This window comes from Streptomyces yongxingensis (assembly GCF_055597465.1).
The window spans coordinates 3,378,113-3,393,595 of record NZ_CM145717.1 but is presented as its reverse complement, the minus strand read 5'-3'; the positions used below and the strand labels follow the sequence as shown (position 1 = coordinate 3,393,595).

Sequence of the window (15,483 nt, the reverse complement as noted above, 5' to 3'; positions counted from 1 at the left end):
TGACGGCTCACCACTCCGGCATTGTTCTCTTAGCATGCAAACAAATGGGGAAATACGGGTGGACTGAGGGGGTCGGTATGCGTCCCGTCCGGCGGCGCGCGCTCATCGTCGCTCTGCCCTTTGTGCTGGCGTGGGCCGTGGTCATGGCGACTTTCGCCGGGCTGCGCGGCCGGCTGCCGGATCCGCTCGCCACGCATTTCGGCGCGGACGGTAAGGCCGACGGATTCACCGGTACGGGTGCGTTCCTCTCGGTGGTCACCGCCGTCCTCCTCGGCTCCGGCCTCCTCACCCTCGTACCCACCCTCCGCCTGACCAAGGGCCTCAGCGCCCAGCGGCTCGCGGTTGACCGGATCGAGCGGGCCACCAGCCGCGAGGCCGCCGCGCTGAGCCTCGGCGGCTGGGGCTACTGGATCCGCGGCGGCGGCAGCGCGCTGGTGTTCCGCTCCGGCGACGCGCTGTTCCTGACGCTCGCCACGGGCGGGGAGTTCGCGGTGACGGTGGACGACGCCGCCACCGCCGCCGCGCTGCTCAACACCCTGATCGAGCGCGACCGCCCCGTGGCGGGGGAGCGCGGCTGAGATGCTCTTCCGCGTCGACCCCGGCTCCGCGGTCCCGCTGGCCGACCAGATCGCCGCCTCCGTACGCGGCGCGATCGCCGACGGCACCGTACGTCCCGGCGAACGCCTCCCCGCCGCCCGTGCGCTCGGCGATTCCCTCGGCGTCAACGTCCACACGGTCCTGCGCGGCTACCAACGGCTCCGCGAGGAGGGCCTGATCGAACTCCGCCGTGGCCGCGGCGCCGTCGTCACCGGCGACCAGCCCACGGCCCGCGCCCGGCTCCTGGAGGGCGTCCAGGGCCTGGTGGACCAGGCCCGCGCCCTGGGCCTCTCCGACGAGGAGGTCCTGACCCTGGTCAGAACCCGCCTCGCGGGCGGCTGAGGCCCATCAGGATTCAGAATTCGGAGGTGTCCAGCTCCAGGCCGAACGGCTCGGGGAGCGGGAGCGGGGTGCCGAAGGGGTGGGGGCCGTCCACCTTGGTGTAGCCGAGGTTCCCGGGCACCGAACAGAGCGTGCAGGCGCGCTGCTGCCGGTCGACCAGGAGGTACAGCGGGGCGCCGTACTCGGCATAGCGGCGCCGCTTGACGACCCGGTCGGTGTCTCCGTTCGAGTCGGAGGTCACCTCGACGATCAGGAGGGTCTGGTCGGGGAGCAGGGTCCGGCGCCTTTGGCGAGTTCGCGTGGCGCAACGGCCAGATCCGGTACGAACCAGTTGGGGGTGCCGGGAAGGTCCAGATCGCCTGATCCCGCCATGCAGACCAGGGCGTTCACCTTGGGTGCGATGAGCTCCCGGACCTTCGCGATGGTGCTCTCGTGATCCCAAGCGGGCGACAGCGGTTCGATGAACCCCTCGATGACCTGTACGCGGTCGAAGCCCCGGATGCGCTGGACCGCGTACTTGAGGGCGGTCTCTGGATCGTCGGCCGGGTACGCGGGCGGTCGTGTGCTCATCGGTCCTCCACCGGGTGTCGGAACGCGAGGTCTATCGCGGCCGATACGCGGCGTGCGGGGATCCGGCCCCGGGATCACCCGTACCGGTGACGATCCCCCGTCACCACCGCCGCCAGCGTCCGCGCCGGGCCGTCCACCGCGGGGCCGTGGAGGAGTTCGGTGCGGTGGAGGAGGCGGGGGGCGATCAGGGGGGCGGTGACGATGCCGGGGGCGCCCTTGGTGGCGGGGTGGGGGAGGAGGGCCAGGCCGTGGCCGGCGGCGGTGAGGGCGAGGAGGCCGCGGACATCGGTGCCCTCGTACGTCAGTGAAGCGCGGAAGCCGTCGGTCCGGCTGACCGCGCGCAGCTGCTCCAGCGGCATGGCGGCGTCCGGGGCGTCCAGCCAGTGGGTGTCGGCGAGGTCGGCCAGCCGCAGGCCGAGGCGGCGGGCCAGCGGGTGTCCGGTGGGCAGGGCCACCACCAGCGGGGCCTCCGCGACCGTGACGGCGGTGAGCGGGCCCACCTCGGGCAGCGGCAGGGCGTCGGCGGGGGTGGCCGGGCCGTCGACCAGCCCCAGGTCCAGGGTTCCGGACGCCACCGCGGCCGGGATCTCCCGGCGGCCGAGGATCCGCACGGAGGCATTGGCGGCCGGATGCGTCTGGCGCACCCGGTCCAGGGCCGCGGCGATTCTCGGGGTCATCGCCAGCGGCGAGGCCCCCACCACCAGCCGGGCGGCGCCCGACCCCGACAGCCGCTCGACGTCGGCCCGCGCCGCGTCCAGACGGAGCAGCAGCGGACCGGCGTGTTCCAGCAGCCGGGCGCCCGCGCTGGTGAGCATGACCGGCCGCCGGGTCAGCAGCGACGTCCGCAGATCCGCTTCGAGGGACGCGATGTGCTCGGAGACCGCCGCCGGGGTGAAGCCCAGCTCATGGGCGGCGTCGGAGAAGGATCCGCAGCGGGCCACGGAGATGAACGTGCGGAGCAGATGCGGGTCCATGGCAGCAGTATCGCGGTGGCGGCGGTGGCTCAGTCGGCGATCACCCTTACCGGTGAAGACGGGGGAACACCGGTGCACACGGGTGAGCGCGGCGGGGAACACCGCGCTCGCACCCGGGCAGGGCATGACCGCGCGAGGGCGATGTACTAGAGTTATCTCGACATCGAGATATCTGCTGGAAGGCGCATCGCTGCCCCGCGTCGGTAAGGCTTACCTAACTTAGCCATACCTTAGCGGATCGGCGCGGGCATGTGACGGCAGCATTGCGGTGGTACGCGCGAAATCATGCATGAAGGAGACTGTCGTGTCGGCGAACAGCTTCGACGCCCGCAGCACCCTGCAGGTGGGCGACGAATCGTACGAGATCTTCAGGCTGGACAAGGTCGAGGGGTCGGCCCGGCTCCCTTACAGCCTCAAGGTGCTGCTGGAGAACCTGCTCCGCACCGAGGACGGCGCGAACATCACCGCCGACCACATCCGCGCGCTGGGCGGCTGGGACTCACAGGCCCAGCCCAGCCAGGAGATCCAGTTCACGCCGGCCCGCGTGATCATGCAGGACTTCACCGGTGTGCCCTGCGTGGTCGACCTCGCCACCATGCGTGAGGCCGTCAAGGAGCTCGGCGGCGACCCGGCGAAGATCAACCCGCTGGCCCCGGCCGAGCTGGTCATCGACCACTCCGTGATCGCCGACAAGTTCGGCACCAACGACGCCTTCACCCAGAACGTGGAGCTGGAGTACGGCCGCAACAAGGAGCGCTACCAGTTCCTGCGCTGGGGCCAGACCGCCTTCGACGAGTTCAAGGTCGTCCCGCCCGGCACCGGCATCGTCCACCAGGTCAACATCGAGCACCTGGCCCGCACCGTCATGGTCCGGGGCGGCCAGGCGTACCCGGACACCCTGGTCGGCACCGACTCCCACACCACCATGGTCAACGGCCTCGGTGTGCTCGGCTGGGGCGTCGGCGGCATCGAGGCCGAGGCCGCGATGCTGGGCCAGCCGGTCTCCATGCTGATCCCGCGCGTCGTCGGCTTCAAGCTGACGGGCGAGCTGAAGCCCGGCACCACCGCCACCGACCTCGTGCTGACGATCACCGAGATGCTGCGCAAGCACGGTGTCGTCGGCAAGTTCGTCGAGTTCTACGGCGAGGGCGTCGCCGCCACCTCGCTCGCCAACCGCGCCACCATCGGCAACATGTCGCCGGAGTTCGGCTCCACCGCCGCGATCTTCCCGATCGACGACGAGACCCTGAACTACCTCCGGCTCACCGGCCGCTCCGACCAGCAGGTCGCGCTCGTCGAGGCGTACGCCAAGGAGCAGGGCCTGTGGCTGGACCCGGCCGCCGAGCCCGACTTCTCCGAGAAGCTGGAGCTGGACCTCTCCACGGTCGTCCCGTCGATCGCCGGCCCCAAGCGGCCCCAGGACCGCATCGTGCTCGCCGAGGCGGCGACGCAGTTCGCGCAGGACGTCCGTAACTACGTCGCCGAGGCGGAGGAGGACGAGGCGGGCAAGGAGTCCTTCCCGGCCTCCGACGCCCCGGCCGTCTCCAACGGCGTGCCGAGCAAGCCGACTCAGGTCACCGCCCCCGACGGTTCGACGTACGAGATCGACCACGGCGCCGTCACCGTCGCCGCGATCACCTCCTGCACCAACACCTCGAACCCGTACGTCATGGTCGCCGCCGCGCTGGTGGCCAAGAAGGCGGTCGAGAAGGGCCTGACTCGCAAGCCGTGGGTCAAGACCACCCTGGCCCCGGGCTCGAAGGTCGTCACCGACTACTTCGACAAGGCGGGTCTGACCCCCTACCTCGACAAGGTCGGCTTCAACCTCGTCGGCTACGGCTGCACCACCTGCATCGGCAACTCCGGCCCGCTGCCGGACGAGGTCTCCAAGGCCGTCAACGAGGCCGACCTCGCCGTCACCTCGGTGCTCTCCGGCAACCGGAACTTCGAGGGCCGGATCAACCCCGACGTCAAGATGAACTACCTGGCATCCCCGCCGCTGGTCGTCGCGTACGCCATCGCCGGTTCGATGAAGGTGAACATCACCACGGACGCGCTGGGCACCGACCAGGAGGGCAAGCCGGTCTTCCTGAAGGACATCTGGCCGACCGAGGCCGAGGTCAACGACGTCGTGGCCAACGCCATCGGCGAGGACATGTTCAACAAGTCCTACCAGGACGTCTTCGCCGGTGACGCCCAGTGGCAGGCGCTGCCCGTGCCGACCGGCAACACCTTCGAGTGGGACCCGGAGTCCACCTACGTCCGCAAGCCCCCGTACTTCGAGGGCCTGACGATGGACCCGGCCCCGGTCGAGGACATCGCCGGCGCCCGGGTGCTGGCCAAGCTGGGCGACTCGGTCACCACCGACCACATCTCCCCGGCCGGTGCGATCAAGGCCGACACCCCGGCCGGCAAGTACCTCACCGAGCACGGTGTCGAGCGGCGTGACTTCAACTCCTACGGCTCCCGCCGGGGCAACCACGAGGTCATGATCCGCGGCACCTTCGCCAACATCCGGCTGCGCAACCAGATCGCGCCCGGCACCGAGGGCGGCTTCACCCGCGACTTCACCCAGGACGGCGGGCCGGTCTCCTTCATCTACGACGCCTCGCAGAACTACCAGGCGGCCGGCACCCCGCTGGTCATCCTGGCGGGCAAGGAGTACGGCTCCGGCTCGTCCCGCGACTGGGCCGCCAAGGGCACCGCGCTGCTCGGCGTCAAGGCCGTCATCGCCGAGTCGTACGAGCGCATCCACCGCTCGAACCTCATCGGCATGGGCGTCCTGCCGCTCCAGTTCCCCGAGGGCGCCTCGGCGTTGTCGCTGGGCCTGACCGGCGAGGAGACCTTCGACATCACCGGCGTCACCGCGCTCAACGAGGGCGGCATCCCGGAGACGGTGAAGGTCAAGGCAGGCGAGGTGGAGTTCGACGCCAAGGTGCGCATCGACACCCCCGGCGAGGCGGACTACTACCGCAACGGCGGCATCATGCAGTACGTGCTGCGCTCGCTGATCCGCAAGTAAGCGCGGCTCAGCGGCGCACGGCAGCGGCGGCGGGCCGCACCCCCGGCGGGGGTGCGGCCCGTCCGCGTACCAGGTGCCCGGCGGTCAGAGAAACGTCCCCGAGGGGATGTACGGCATCGGCGGTGGCATGCCCCGCAGGCACACATAGCCGCTCGTGGACAGCTCGAGCCCGGCCTCGATCCCCACGTCCACCGCCCACTGCTGCTCGGCCGTCAGCCCCGGCACCCGGGCGTCGGCGCCCTCCGGAAGGCACAACAGCGCGGCGGTCAGCAGCCGCTTCGCCAGCCGCCGCGAGGTCGCGGCCAGCATCTCGACCTTGCCGTCCTCGCCGACGTAGCAGTAGCCGCTGCCCGCGAGGTCGTCCACCACCAGCAACCGCCGCTGGGTGAGCAGCAGTTCGTGGTCGGCGCCGTGCGCGCCGCCCCGGGTGCGGCGGTCCACCGAGTCCAGCAGGTCCCGGTGGCGGGCCACGCCCTCGTGCACCGCGCCGTCGGGAGGGGACAGCCGCTCCTTGGTCTCCGGGCCGACCGTGCCGCGCAGCCGCATCGCCGGATGCAGCGCGAACCCGGCACGCCGGTAGGTGCTCGCCGCGCGCGGATCCTCCGATCCGCAGATGATGCCGCGCAGACACCCCCGTCCGTACAGCAGCGCCGCGGCCAGCAACTCCCGGCCGACACCCTGCCGCTGGGCCCGCGGCAGCACCGCGAACATCGACAGCCCCCAGGTGCCCTCGCGCCGGGCCGACAGCGCCACGCCGAGCGGCATCCCGGCCTCGTCCAGGGCGAGCCAGCAGCCGCCCGGGTCGGTGCGGGCGAGATGGCGGTTCCGCTCATGGACCTCGGCCACGTACCCCGGCGGCCATCCGTCCTTGCCCGCGAGGGCGGCGGAGTCCCCGAAGGCGGCGGCCACCACCTCCCATGCCGCCTCGGCGTCCTCGTCGGTGTCACGTAGCTGGCGGAGGATCATGCGCCCATGATGGCGCGTCCGATGAGCGATTGTCGGTACGCGGAAGCGGCTTGCTCGACCGGCGAACGCGACAACGTTGTCAGGCTGACTGTAACGATCAGTACGCCGCCAACCGGGCGTCCCTGTCAAGACCGTCCCCGCACTCTTACGGCCGACGGCCCCCGTGCGGTACGGTCCCCACGGCTTGTTCGACCCGGCGATCGCGGCCCTTCCCAACAAGGTGGGACCGCAATGCCCTCAAGACCCCTGGCCGCCCTGGCGGCCGCGGCCCTGACCGCGGGGCTCCTCGCCACCGCGGCCACCGCGCCCGCGTCGGCCGCCCCGCCGCCGACGCTGGTCAAGGACCCGGCGGCGTACGTCGATCCGCTCATCGGCAGCTCGGCCGGCGGCAACACCTTCCCCGGTGCCGTCGCGCCCTTCGGCATGCTGTCGTGGAGCCCGGAGAACACCCGCGGCGACGCCACCAGGACCGCCGCGCCCGGCGGCTACCACTACGACGCCACCCGCGTCCGCGGCTTCAGCCTCACCCACATGTCCGGCACCGGCTGTGCGGGCGGCGCGGGCGACATCCCCTTCTTCCCCCACGTCGGCGAGGTCACCTCCTCACCCGCCGCCGACACCAAGGACAAGGTCTACGCCTCCGACTTCAGCCACTCCGACGAGACCGCCGAACCCGGCCGTTACAAGGTCTCCCTCGCCTCCGGCGCCGGTGCGGAGCTGACCGCCACCGCCCGCACCGGCTCGGCCCGCTTCACCTACCCCGCGGACAAGACCGCCTCCCTGCTGATCCGCACCTCCTCCTCGGAGGTCGGCAGCACCGACGCCGACCTCACCATCGACCCGGCGCACCGCACCGTCTCCGGCTCGGTCACCAGCGGCAACTTCTGCGGCTATCTCGACCCCGAGGGGCGCCGCAGCTACTACACGCTGCACTTCACCGCCACGTTCGACACCCCGTTCACCGCCCAGGGCACCTGGCGGGACGGCACCCTGCGGCCCGGCACCACCAGCGCCGAGGGCGGCTCCGGCGGCTATGGCACCGACGGCCGCCCCGTGGCCGGGAAGGGATCCGGCGGCTATCTCCAATTCGCCCCGGGCACCCGCCGGGTGGGCGTCAAGGTCGGCATCAGCTACGTCAGCGACCGGGGCGCCCGGGCCAACCTCGCCGCCGAGAACCCGCCGCGGCGCGGCTTCGGCCAGGTGCGGAGCGCCGCGTACGACGCCTGGCGGCGGCAGCTCTCCGCCATCCGGGTCGGCGGCGGGGCGGACGCGGACCGCACCACCTTCTACACCGCGCTCTACCACTCGCTGCTGCACCCCAACGTGATCAGCGACACCGACGGCCGCTACCGGGGCAGCGACGGCGAGGTGCACCGGGTGAGCCGGGGCCACCGGGCCCAGTACGGCACCTTCTCCGGCTGGGACGTCTACCGCTCCCAGCTCCAACTGCTCACCCTGCTGGAGCCGGACAAGGGCTCCGACATCGCCCAGTCCCTGCTGAACCTCGCCCGGCAGAACGGCGGCGTCTGGGACCGCTGGCTCCAGGGCGCCTCGGGGACGCATGTGATGAACGGCGACCCGTCGGCCGCCGCCCTCGCCGGGATCCGGGCCTTCGGCGGCGACGACTTCGACCTCGGCGCCGCCCTCGACTCGCTCGTCAAGGCGGCCACCGAGCCGACCGAGAAGGACCTCAGCCCGGCCGGCAAACCCATCATGTCGGTCGGCCAGCGGCCCTCCCTCGACACGTATCTGAAGTTGCACTACATGCCGTCCGTCTCCAACGCCTGGGGCGGCGCGGCCGAGACCCTGGAGATGTCCGGCGCGGACTTCGCGCTCTCCCAACTGGCGCGGGCCGCGGGCCGTAAGGACACCGCCGACACCTTCGCGCGCCGCGCCCAGTGGTGGCAGAACAACTTCAACGCCGCCGCCGACCCGGAGACCGGCGGCTATGCCGCCAACCGTAAGGCCGACGGGAGCTGGGTCACCGGCTTCACCCCGGCCACCGGCAACGGCTTCGTCGAGGGCACCAGCGCCCAGTACACCTGGATGGTCCCGCACAACCCCGCCGGTCTCTTCGCCGCCATGGGCGGTAAGGACGCCGCGGTGAAGCGCCTGGACGCCTTCTTCCACGACGCCGACGGGGGCTGGGCGCTCACGGGGGCGGGCGGCGAGAAGTCCGAGCTGGACAACGAGCCGTCGATCAACGTCCCCTATCTCTACGCGTACGCCGGGCAGCCGTACAAGACACAGGAGACCGTGCGCGCCGCGATGCGCCGGCTGTGGACCACGAAGTCCGACGGCATCCCCGGCAACGACGACCTCGGCGAGATGTCGTCGTGGTACGTCTTCTCGGCCCTCGGCATGTATCCGCAGGTGCCCTCCCGCGCCGAACTGGTCCTGGCCTCGCCCCTCTTCCCGCGGATCGAGATCGACCGCGGCGGCCGGGACATCTCCGTCCGCGCCCCGCAGGCCGCGCCCGGCGCGCCGTACGTCCAGGCGCTGAAGGTGAACGGGCGGGCGAGCGACCGCCCCTGGCTGCCGGAGTCCTTCGTACGGCACGGCGGAACGCTGGACTACACCCTGTCCGACGCCCCCGACCGCGCCTGGGGCTCGGCCCCGTCCGACGCCCCGCCCTCCTTCCGCGAGGGCGAGCAGCCCTACCAGATCGGGGTCGGGCCCACCACGGGCACGCTCGCCCCGGGCGACAGCCTGACCGTCAAGGTGGCCGCCGTCCCGGTCAGCGAGGGCGACCGCCCCGAGGTGCGCTTCACCACCGACGCCCCCGACGGGATCACCGCCTCACCCGCCTCCGGGACGGTGGGCGCGGACGGCACGGCGGAGATCTCCCTGCGCGCGGGGAAGGACACGGCCGAGGGCTTCTACGACGCGAAGGTGACGGTGACCAGCGAGGGCACCGAGGTCGTCCAGCCGATCACGCTGACCGTGGCCGCCCCCGGCTCGCTGCTCGCCGCGTACAACAACGTCGGCGCGACCGAGGACGCCGGTGAGCACGACGAGGGCGACTACGACGGCGGCGGCTGGAGCTACTCCCGCCAGGCCCTCGCCGCGGCCGGCCTCGAGCCGGGCGCCAAGGGAACCACCCAGGGCCTGGACTACACCTGGCCCGCCTCCCCGCCCGGCCGCCCCGACAACGCCTCCGCCATCGGCCAGACCATCGCCCTGCCCCCGTCCACCGGCCTCTCCTTCCTCGGCAGCGCCGTCAACGGCAACCAGAAGGCCACCGCCAAGGTCACCTATACGGACGGCAGCTCGGACGAGGCGGACCTGTCCTTCACCGACTGGACGGTGGGAGGCGGCGGCGGAACGGTCCAGTACGGCAACGTGACCGTCGCCAAGACCCCGTACCGCAACATCAGCGGCGGCGACAAGGACGTGGTGGACGCCTACGTCTTCGCCACGAAGGCGTTCCACGCACCCGAGGGCAAGACGATCAAGAGCGTCACCCTCCCGGACAACGCGGACCTGCACATCTTCGCGGTGGCCCGCGGCTGAGTGAGTCAACGCGAAGAGTCGCGACCTACGATCGAGTGAAGTGAGGGCAAGTGCCACCGGCATTTGCCCTCCCCTCTCTAGGTTTCGACGCATGGTCAGTTCTTCACACGAGGCCCTCCACCGGATTTTCCAGGAGGACACCGGCGCCATAGTCCGAGCGCTCAGACAACTGCTCGGCGTCCCCTTCCCGGAGACGAGCAGCGCGTTTGTCGTCAGGCCCGATACGCCGAGCTCGTCGAAGCGGGACTCGGAAACACCCCGGCACGAAAGATCTGGAGCGACCTGATGTCCGCGTTGCTGAACTTCTTCCGTTCCGAGCACGCGCAGCGAGCCTTCGCCGAGGTGCGGGCTGAAACCCGGGCCGAAACCCAGGTCGAGGTCCGCGCCGAGAGTGTCTTGCGGGTCCTCAATGCTCGAGGGCTCGAAGTCACCGCCGAGACCCGCGAGCGCGTGGGGTCGTGCAAGGATCTGGACCTCCTCGACACGTGGCTTGACCGTGCGGTGACCGTCTCACGTGCGGAGGACTTGTTCGCCGACTGCTAGCGGTGCGGGGGCCGGGAGGGGGAGGCGTCGATGTACCACTCCCGGCCCAGCAGCAGGCCGAAGAGCGGGGCCGGTAGCCGGATCACTCGTCGCATGACGGGATTCATGCGGCCGGTCCCGTTCACCTGGGAGTGGTGGGCGGCCAGGGCCGCCTGTTTCTGGCGGGCGTAGTGGCGGACGTCGTAGCGGTGGGTGATGGCCGAGCGGGGGCTGAAGCGGCTGCTCAGTTCGGCGGGGTCGTGGCGCAGGGGGACGCGCAGGAGCCGTACGAGGCGTAGCAGGCGTTCGACGGTGTCGCGGGGGATCGTCGCCTCGAGGACCCTTGGCGTCTTGGCCAGTTCGGCGGCGCGGCGGCCGACCTCGTGGACCTTGATGTGGTCGCGGTGGCCGTAGCCGCCGTTGGCGTCGTACGTGAGCAGCATCGCCGCGTCCTCCTCGCGCAGGATCGCGGCCAGCCGTTCCGCCGCCTCCTCCGTGTCCGCCCGCGCGAAGCGGGGGCGGTCCGGCGGGTCGGGGTAGAAGAGCGGGCCGTGGCCGCTGTCCGCGTAGCCGAGGTGGACGACGCGGTCGACGCCGAGGATGGCCGCGCTCGTCCGCAGTTCGCGCAGGCGGGGCGGTTCGCCGTGCTCCGGGGCCGCGTCCATGAGGCCGTCCGTGGCGACCACGAGCACTACCCGATGCCCTTCGTCGGCGAGCCGGGCGAGGGTGCCGCCGGTCAGCAGGGCCTCGTCGTCGGGGTGGGCGTGAAACGCCAGGACGGTAGCCATCCGCCCATCCTGGCATTCGTGGTCATGCGAAGGCCGCGATATGGCGTAGCGCCCACTGGGCGAAGGGGCGCGGCGACTGGCCCATGACCTGGTCGGCCGAGAACCTGGCCAAGGTCGAGCGGGCCCGGCTGGATCACGACGGTGAGGAGACGGCGTCCACCGGTCCTCGCTGAGGCGAGGCGCCCGGTACGCACGCGGGCCGTGGCCGACGAATTCCCGGCCACGGCCCGCTCCCTCACGGCATCGCTCGGATCAGCTCAGCAGCTCCACCTCCGCCAGTGTCGACTTGTCGTCCGGCACCAGCCGGTAGTGCGCGTACGTACCGGGCGTGCGCACCGAGAAGACGCGGGTCTGCTTGTCCCAGCGGAAGGACTCGCCCGACCTGCGGTCCAGGTCCCGCCACTTCTCGCCGTCCCGCGAGCCCTGGAGCACCCAGCCCGTCGGGGCCTTCGCACGGTCCGACGAGGTCAGGGTGTACTGGACCGCGCGGCCCGGTTCCGTGACCGGCAGGTCCACCGACTCGAAGGCCGCGTCCGTCCCCGAGGTGTTGTCCAGCAGCGCCGTACCGCCGCTCGGCACCGTCAGGTCGTGGCGCGGGGTGGGGACCTTGTCGTCCTGGGTGATGGAGGACGGGGCGGCGTTCTTCCCCGTGCCCCACTTCGACGGCTTGGCGCCCATCGCGAACTCCAGCGTGCCGCCCTTGGCGAGCACCGAGTGGGGGAGGGCCGTGGAGTTCCACGCCTTGCCGTTGACCTTCAGGCCCTGGACGTACACGTTCGCCCGGCTGTTGCGCGGCGCCTTGATCACCAAATCGCGGCCGTTCTCCAGATGCACCGTGGCCTTGGTGAACTGCGGCGATCCGACCGCGTACTCCGAGCCGCCCATCACCAGCGGATAGAAGCCCAGCGAGCTGAAGAGGTACCAGGCGGACTGCTCGCCGTTGTCCTCGTCGCCGTGGTAGCCCTGGCCGATCTCGCTGCCGGTGTAGAGGCGGGAGAGCACCTCGCGCACCTTCTCCTGGGTCTTCCACGGCTGCCCCGCCGCGTCGTACATGTACGTCGCATGGTGGGCGACCTGGTTGCTGTGGCCGTACATGCCCATGCGGACGTCCCGCGCCTCGGTCATCTCGTGGATGACGCCGCTGTAGGAGCCCTTGAACTCAGGTGAGGCGGTTTCCGGTGTGGAGAAGTAGGTGTCCAGCTTCTTCGCCAGGCCCGCCCGGCCGCCGTAGAGGTTGGCCAGGCCCCGGCTGTCCTGGGGCGCGGTGAAGGCGTAGCCCCAGCCGTTGGTCTCGGTGTAGTCGTAGCCCCAGATCCGGGGGTCGTACTTGTCCGAGGGCACGCGCCACTTTCCGCTCGCGTCCTTGCCCTGGAAGAAGCCCGCCTTGTCGTCGAAGAGCGAGACATAGCCCTGCGCACGGTGCAGGAAGTACTCGGACTCCTCCTTGTAGCGGGCCTTCTTCGTCTTCGCGTAGAGCGCCTTGCCCATGTTGGCGAGGCCGTAGTCGTTGAGATAGCCCTCCAGTGCCCAGGACAGCCCCTCATGGGTCTCGGTGCTGGTGTAGCCGAGGAAGGGCGAGGTGGACATGCCCTTCCGGCCGACGCCCGACGTGGGCGGCACGGCGGTGGCGTTCTTCAGTGCCGCCTCGTACGCGGCCTCGGCGTCGAACCGCACGCCCTTCAGATACGCGTCGGCGAAGGCCACGTCCGAGCTGGTGCCGGTCATCAGGTCGGCGTAGCCCGGCGAGGACCAGCGGGATATCCAGCCGCCGTCCTTGTACTGCTGCACGAAGCCGTCGACCATCGTGCCCGCCCGCTTCGGGGTGAGCAGGGAGTAGGCGGGCCAGGTGGTGCGGTAGGTGTCCCAGAAGCCGTTGTTGACGTACACCTTGCCGTCGACGATCTTCGCGCCGGTGTGGGTCGGGGTGTTCTCCCCGGTGGCCGGCGAGAAGGCGCTCGCGTACTGATAGCGGGGCTTCGCCGTCGTCCCGGTGTTCTCGAAAGCGGAATTGGGATAGAGGTACAGCCGGTAGAGGCTGGAGTACAGCGAGGTGAGCTGGCCGCGGTCCGCGCCCTCGACCTCGACCCGGCCCAGGATGTCGTCCCACTCCGCCTGGGCGGCCCGCTTGACCTGCTCGAACGACCGCGACGCGGGCAGCTCCCGGTCGAGGTTGGTCTTCGCCTGGTCGACACTGATCAGCGAGGTGGCGAGCCGGAGGGTGACCGTGCGGTCCTTCCCCGGCTTGAAGCGGAAGTAGCCCGTGACGTCCTTGCCGCCGCCTCCGTCCAGCTTGCCGCTCGCGCTCACCGGGGTGTCGAAGACGCCGTAGACGAACAGCCGGGTGGCGCCCGCGGACCCCCCGCTCTTGACGTCGGAGTAGCCGGTGACGACGCCGTGCTCGGCGTCCAGGGTCAGCCCGCCGTTGTTGTTGACGTTGTCGAAGATGACGCTCGCGTCCTCGCCCGGATAGGTGAAGCGCATGGCCGCGGCGTGGTCGGTGGGCGCCATCTCGGCCGTGAGGCCGTTCTCGAAGGTCACCCCGTAGTAGTAGGGACGGGCGGTCTCCTTCTCGTGGCGGAAGGGGAGCGCTCGGGCGGTGCGCCCGGCGTCGGGGGTGCCGCCCGCCCCGGACGGCATCACCTGGAAGGTCTGCCGGTCGCCCATCCAGGGGCTGGGCTCATGGCTCGCGCTGAACGCCTGGATGGTGGGGAGGTTGTCGTCGTTGTTGGCGCGGGCGTACTGGTAGAGCCAGTCGGTCGAGCCCGCGTTGGTCACCGGCGTCCAGAAGTTGAAGCCATTGGGGACGGCGGTGGCCGGGAAGTTGTTGCCGCGCGAGAAGCTGCCGCTGGAGTTGGTGCCGCGGGTGGTCAGGGCGTAGTCGGACAGGTGCTTCAGCGGCTTCTCGGGCGCCTTGGGGGCGATCGCGATGTCGTCCACCCAGCCGCGGAACTTCGCGGGGCCCTTGGGGGAGTCGTAGGCCACGAGGATCCGGTCGACCGTCTTGCCCGCGGCGACCGCGCCGATCCGCGACTCCTTGTGGTTCCACTGGTTGACGTAGAGCGTCTTGGAGGCGGCCTGGCCCTGCGGGCTCATCCGGGCGCCGTGCTGGTCGACCGCGCCGGGCAGCTCGCTGAGGTAGGTGCCGTCGGTGAAGGCGAGGTCGACGGAGACATGGGTGGCCGGGTAGTTCAGGTCCGTCTCGGGCATCGACGGGAAGATCCGGTAGGACAGCTCGGTGTCCCGGGTGACGGCCGTGTCGACGTCGAAGACCTTGTTGTACGAGTACGCCCGGCCGTCCGGCTTGTGGGTGCCCGCGTACAGCAGCGCACGGGTGCCGGTGAAGCCCGCGTTGGCCTTGGCGGTGGGGGAGCCGGTCGGGCCGCGGTCGATCTGGGTGCGCATGTCGGAGGGCGCGGGCGGGGTCGTGTCGCCGTCCGCGAACTGCACCTCCGCGAGCTGGACGATGTCGTCCCCGGCGTTGCGGGTGATCTCCAGCCGGAAGTGCTTGTAGGCCGTCGAGTTGCGATAAGAGAACTCCCGCGTCTGCTGGCGCGAGGAGAACGTCTCGTCCTTACGGGTGTCCAGCGTCGTCCAGTCGGAGCCGTTGGCCGAGCCCTTGAGGGTCCAGTCCTTCGGGTCCCGGCCGGGGGCGTCATTGGCGGAGGTGAGGGCGTAGCGGACGGCCTCCACCGGCTCGCTCAGGTCGAACTCGAGCCAGCCGGTGGTCTCGAAGGCCAGCCACTTGCTGGTGACATCGCCGTCGACGAGGTTCTCCTTGATCTCCCCGCCGTCGGTGTTCTCCCCGCTCGCGCGGACCTCGGTGACCTTGTCGGTGACATTGCCGGGGATCCCGGAGGAGTAGCCCCCGTCGACTCCCGACGCCTTCTTCTTGCCGTCGGGGCCGGTCTCGACCGTGTTCCGCCAGTCGGGCTGCGGATCCCCCGACTCGAAGGACGAGGCGAAGGTGCGGTCGGCGTGGTGCGCGGAGTCCGGGCCGGCGGGGGCGGCGACCGCACCGCCCTGGGCCGTCACCGCCAGCAGGACGGCCGCCACCAGGGCGGCCGACCGTCCGATCCCACGCCATCGTCTCTGGGGTCGTCTCTGTCGCATACTCAGCCTCTCAACGAGTCTGACAACGTTGTCCACTGGGTCGGGCAGAGATAAGTAGGGAGGCAGGGGGAGGCTGGTG

General features: G+C 70.9%; 9 protein-coding genes and 1 pseudogene. 5 read left to right on the top strand and 5 right to left on the bottom strand.

Annotated elements, in window-relative coordinates; genetic code table 11:
* The first annotated feature begins 77 nt into the window (after positions 1-77).
* Together ACZ6TD_RS14165 and ACZ6TD_RS14160 are read left to right on the top strand one after the other, a co-directional pair.
* Positions 78-578 (top strand): hypothetical protein, encoded by a 501-nt coding sequence (locus tag ACZ6TD_RS14165; RefSeq protein WP_471354055.1) that lies wholly within the window; start codon positions 78-80, stop codon positions 576-578.
* Between the two features lies 1 nt (position 579).
* Positions 580-939: a GntR family transcriptional regulator gene (locus tag ACZ6TD_RS14160; RefSeq protein ID WP_471354053.1), complete on the top strand. Its 360-nt coding sequence runs from the start codon at positions 580-582 to the stop codon at positions 937-939.
* Between the two features lie 13 nt (positions 940-952).
* Here the strand turns inward: ACZ6TD_RS14160 and ACZ6TD_RS14155 are convergent.
* Both ACZ6TD_RS14155 and ACZ6TD_RS14150 read right to left on the bottom strand, forming a co-directional pair.
* Positions 953-1,509 (bottom strand): annotated as a pseudogene (locus ACZ6TD_RS14155) (Uma2 family endonuclease).
* A gap of 74 nt (positions 1,510-1,583) precedes the next feature.
* Positions 1,584-2,483, bottom strand: a complete 900-nt coding sequence (locus ACZ6TD_RS14150; protein ID WP_471354052.1) for a LysR family transcriptional regulator — start codon at positions 2,481-2,483, stop codon at positions 1,584-1,586.
* A gap of 304 nt (positions 2,484-2,787) precedes the next feature.
* On the opposite strand from ACZ6TD_RS14150, the gene acnA reads away from it, so the two are divergent.
* The gene (gene acnA, locus ACZ6TD_RS14145) at positions 2,788-5,505 is read left to right on the top strand and encodes an aconitate hydratase AcnA (RefSeq protein ID WP_471354050.1); all 2,718 of its coding nucleotides are present in this window, start codon (positions 2,788-2,790) and stop codon (positions 5,503-5,505) included.
* Positions 5,506-5,589: 84 nt separating this feature from the next.
* Here acnA and ACZ6TD_RS14140 read toward each other — a convergent pair whose 3' ends face one another.
* Positions 5,590-6,471: a GNAT family N-acetyltransferase gene (locus ACZ6TD_RS14140; RefSeq protein ID WP_191069888.1), complete on the bottom strand. Its 882-nt coding sequence runs from the start codon at positions 6,469-6,471 to the stop codon at positions 5,590-5,592.
* A 231-nt stretch (positions 6,472-6,702) separates the two neighbouring features.
* Here ACZ6TD_RS14140 and ACZ6TD_RS14135 point away from each other — a divergent pair, with 231 nt between their 5' ends.
* Together ACZ6TD_RS14135 and ACZ6TD_RS14130 are read left to right on the top strand one after the other, a co-directional pair.
* The gene (locus ACZ6TD_RS14135; protein ID WP_471354048.1) at positions 6,703-9,984 is read left to right on the top strand and encodes a GH92 family glycosyl hydrolase; all 3,282 of its coding nucleotides are present in this window, start codon (positions 6,703-6,705) and stop codon (positions 9,982-9,984) included.
* Between the two features lie 285 nt (positions 9,985-10,269).
* Positions 10,270-10,527 (top strand): hypothetical protein, encoded by a 258-nt coding sequence (locus ACZ6TD_RS14130; protein ID WP_471354046.1) that lies wholly within the window; start codon positions 10,270-10,272, stop codon positions 10,525-10,527.
* On the opposite strand, the gene ACZ6TD_RS14125 is transcribed toward ACZ6TD_RS14130, so the two are convergent.
* On the bottom strand, positions 10,524-11,294 hold the full coding sequence (locus tag ACZ6TD_RS14125) for a PIG-L deacetylase family protein (protein WP_471354044.1): 771 nt from the start codon (positions 11,292-11,294) through the stop codon (positions 10,524-10,526). The genes ACZ6TD_RS14130 and ACZ6TD_RS14125 overlap by 4 nt on opposite strands.
* 252 nt (positions 11,295-11,546) lie before the next feature.
* Positions 11,547-15,404, bottom strand: a complete 3,858-nt coding sequence (locus tag ACZ6TD_RS14120; protein WP_471354042.1) for a GH92 family glycosyl hydrolase — start codon at positions 15,402-15,404, stop codon at positions 11,547-11,549.
* Positions 15,405-15,483 lie beyond the last annotated feature (79 nt).

What these genes read in the sequence shown, in the direction of transcription:
- ACZ6TD_RS14165 (WP_471354055.1), top strand. Translation starts at nt 78, where the DNA reads ATGCGTCCCGTCCGGCGGCGCGCGCTCATCGTCGCTCTGCCCTTTGTG.
- ACZ6TD_RS14160 (WP_471354053.1), top strand. Translation starts at nt 580, where the DNA reads ATGCTCTTCCGCGTCGACCCCGGCTCCGCGGTCCCGCTGGCCGACCAG.
- ACZ6TD_RS14150 (WP_471354052.1), bottom strand. Translation starts at nt 2,483, where the DNA reads ATGGACCCGCATCTGCTCCGCACGTTCATCTCCGTGGCCCGCTGCGGA.
- ACZ6TD_RS14140 (WP_191069888.1), bottom strand. Translation starts at nt 6,471, where the DNA reads ATGATCCTCCGCCAGCTACGTGACACCGACGAGGACGCCGAGGCGGCA.
- ACZ6TD_RS14135 (WP_471354048.1), top strand. Translation starts at nt 6,703, where the DNA reads ATGCCCTCAAGACCCCTGGCCGCCCTGGCGGCCGCGGCCCTGACCGCG.
- ACZ6TD_RS14130 (WP_471354046.1), top strand. Translation starts at nt 10,270, where the DNA reads ATGTCCGCGTTGCTGAACTTCTTCCGTTCCGAGCACGCGCAGCGAGCC.
- ACZ6TD_RS14125 (WP_471354044.1), bottom strand. Translation starts at nt 11,294, where the DNA reads ATGGCTACCGTCCTGGCGTTTCACGCCCACCCCGACGACGAGGCCCTG.
- ACZ6TD_RS14120 (WP_471354042.1), bottom strand. Translation starts at nt 15,404, where the DNA reads ATGCGACAGAGACGACCCCAGAGACGATGGCGTGGGATCGGACGGTCG.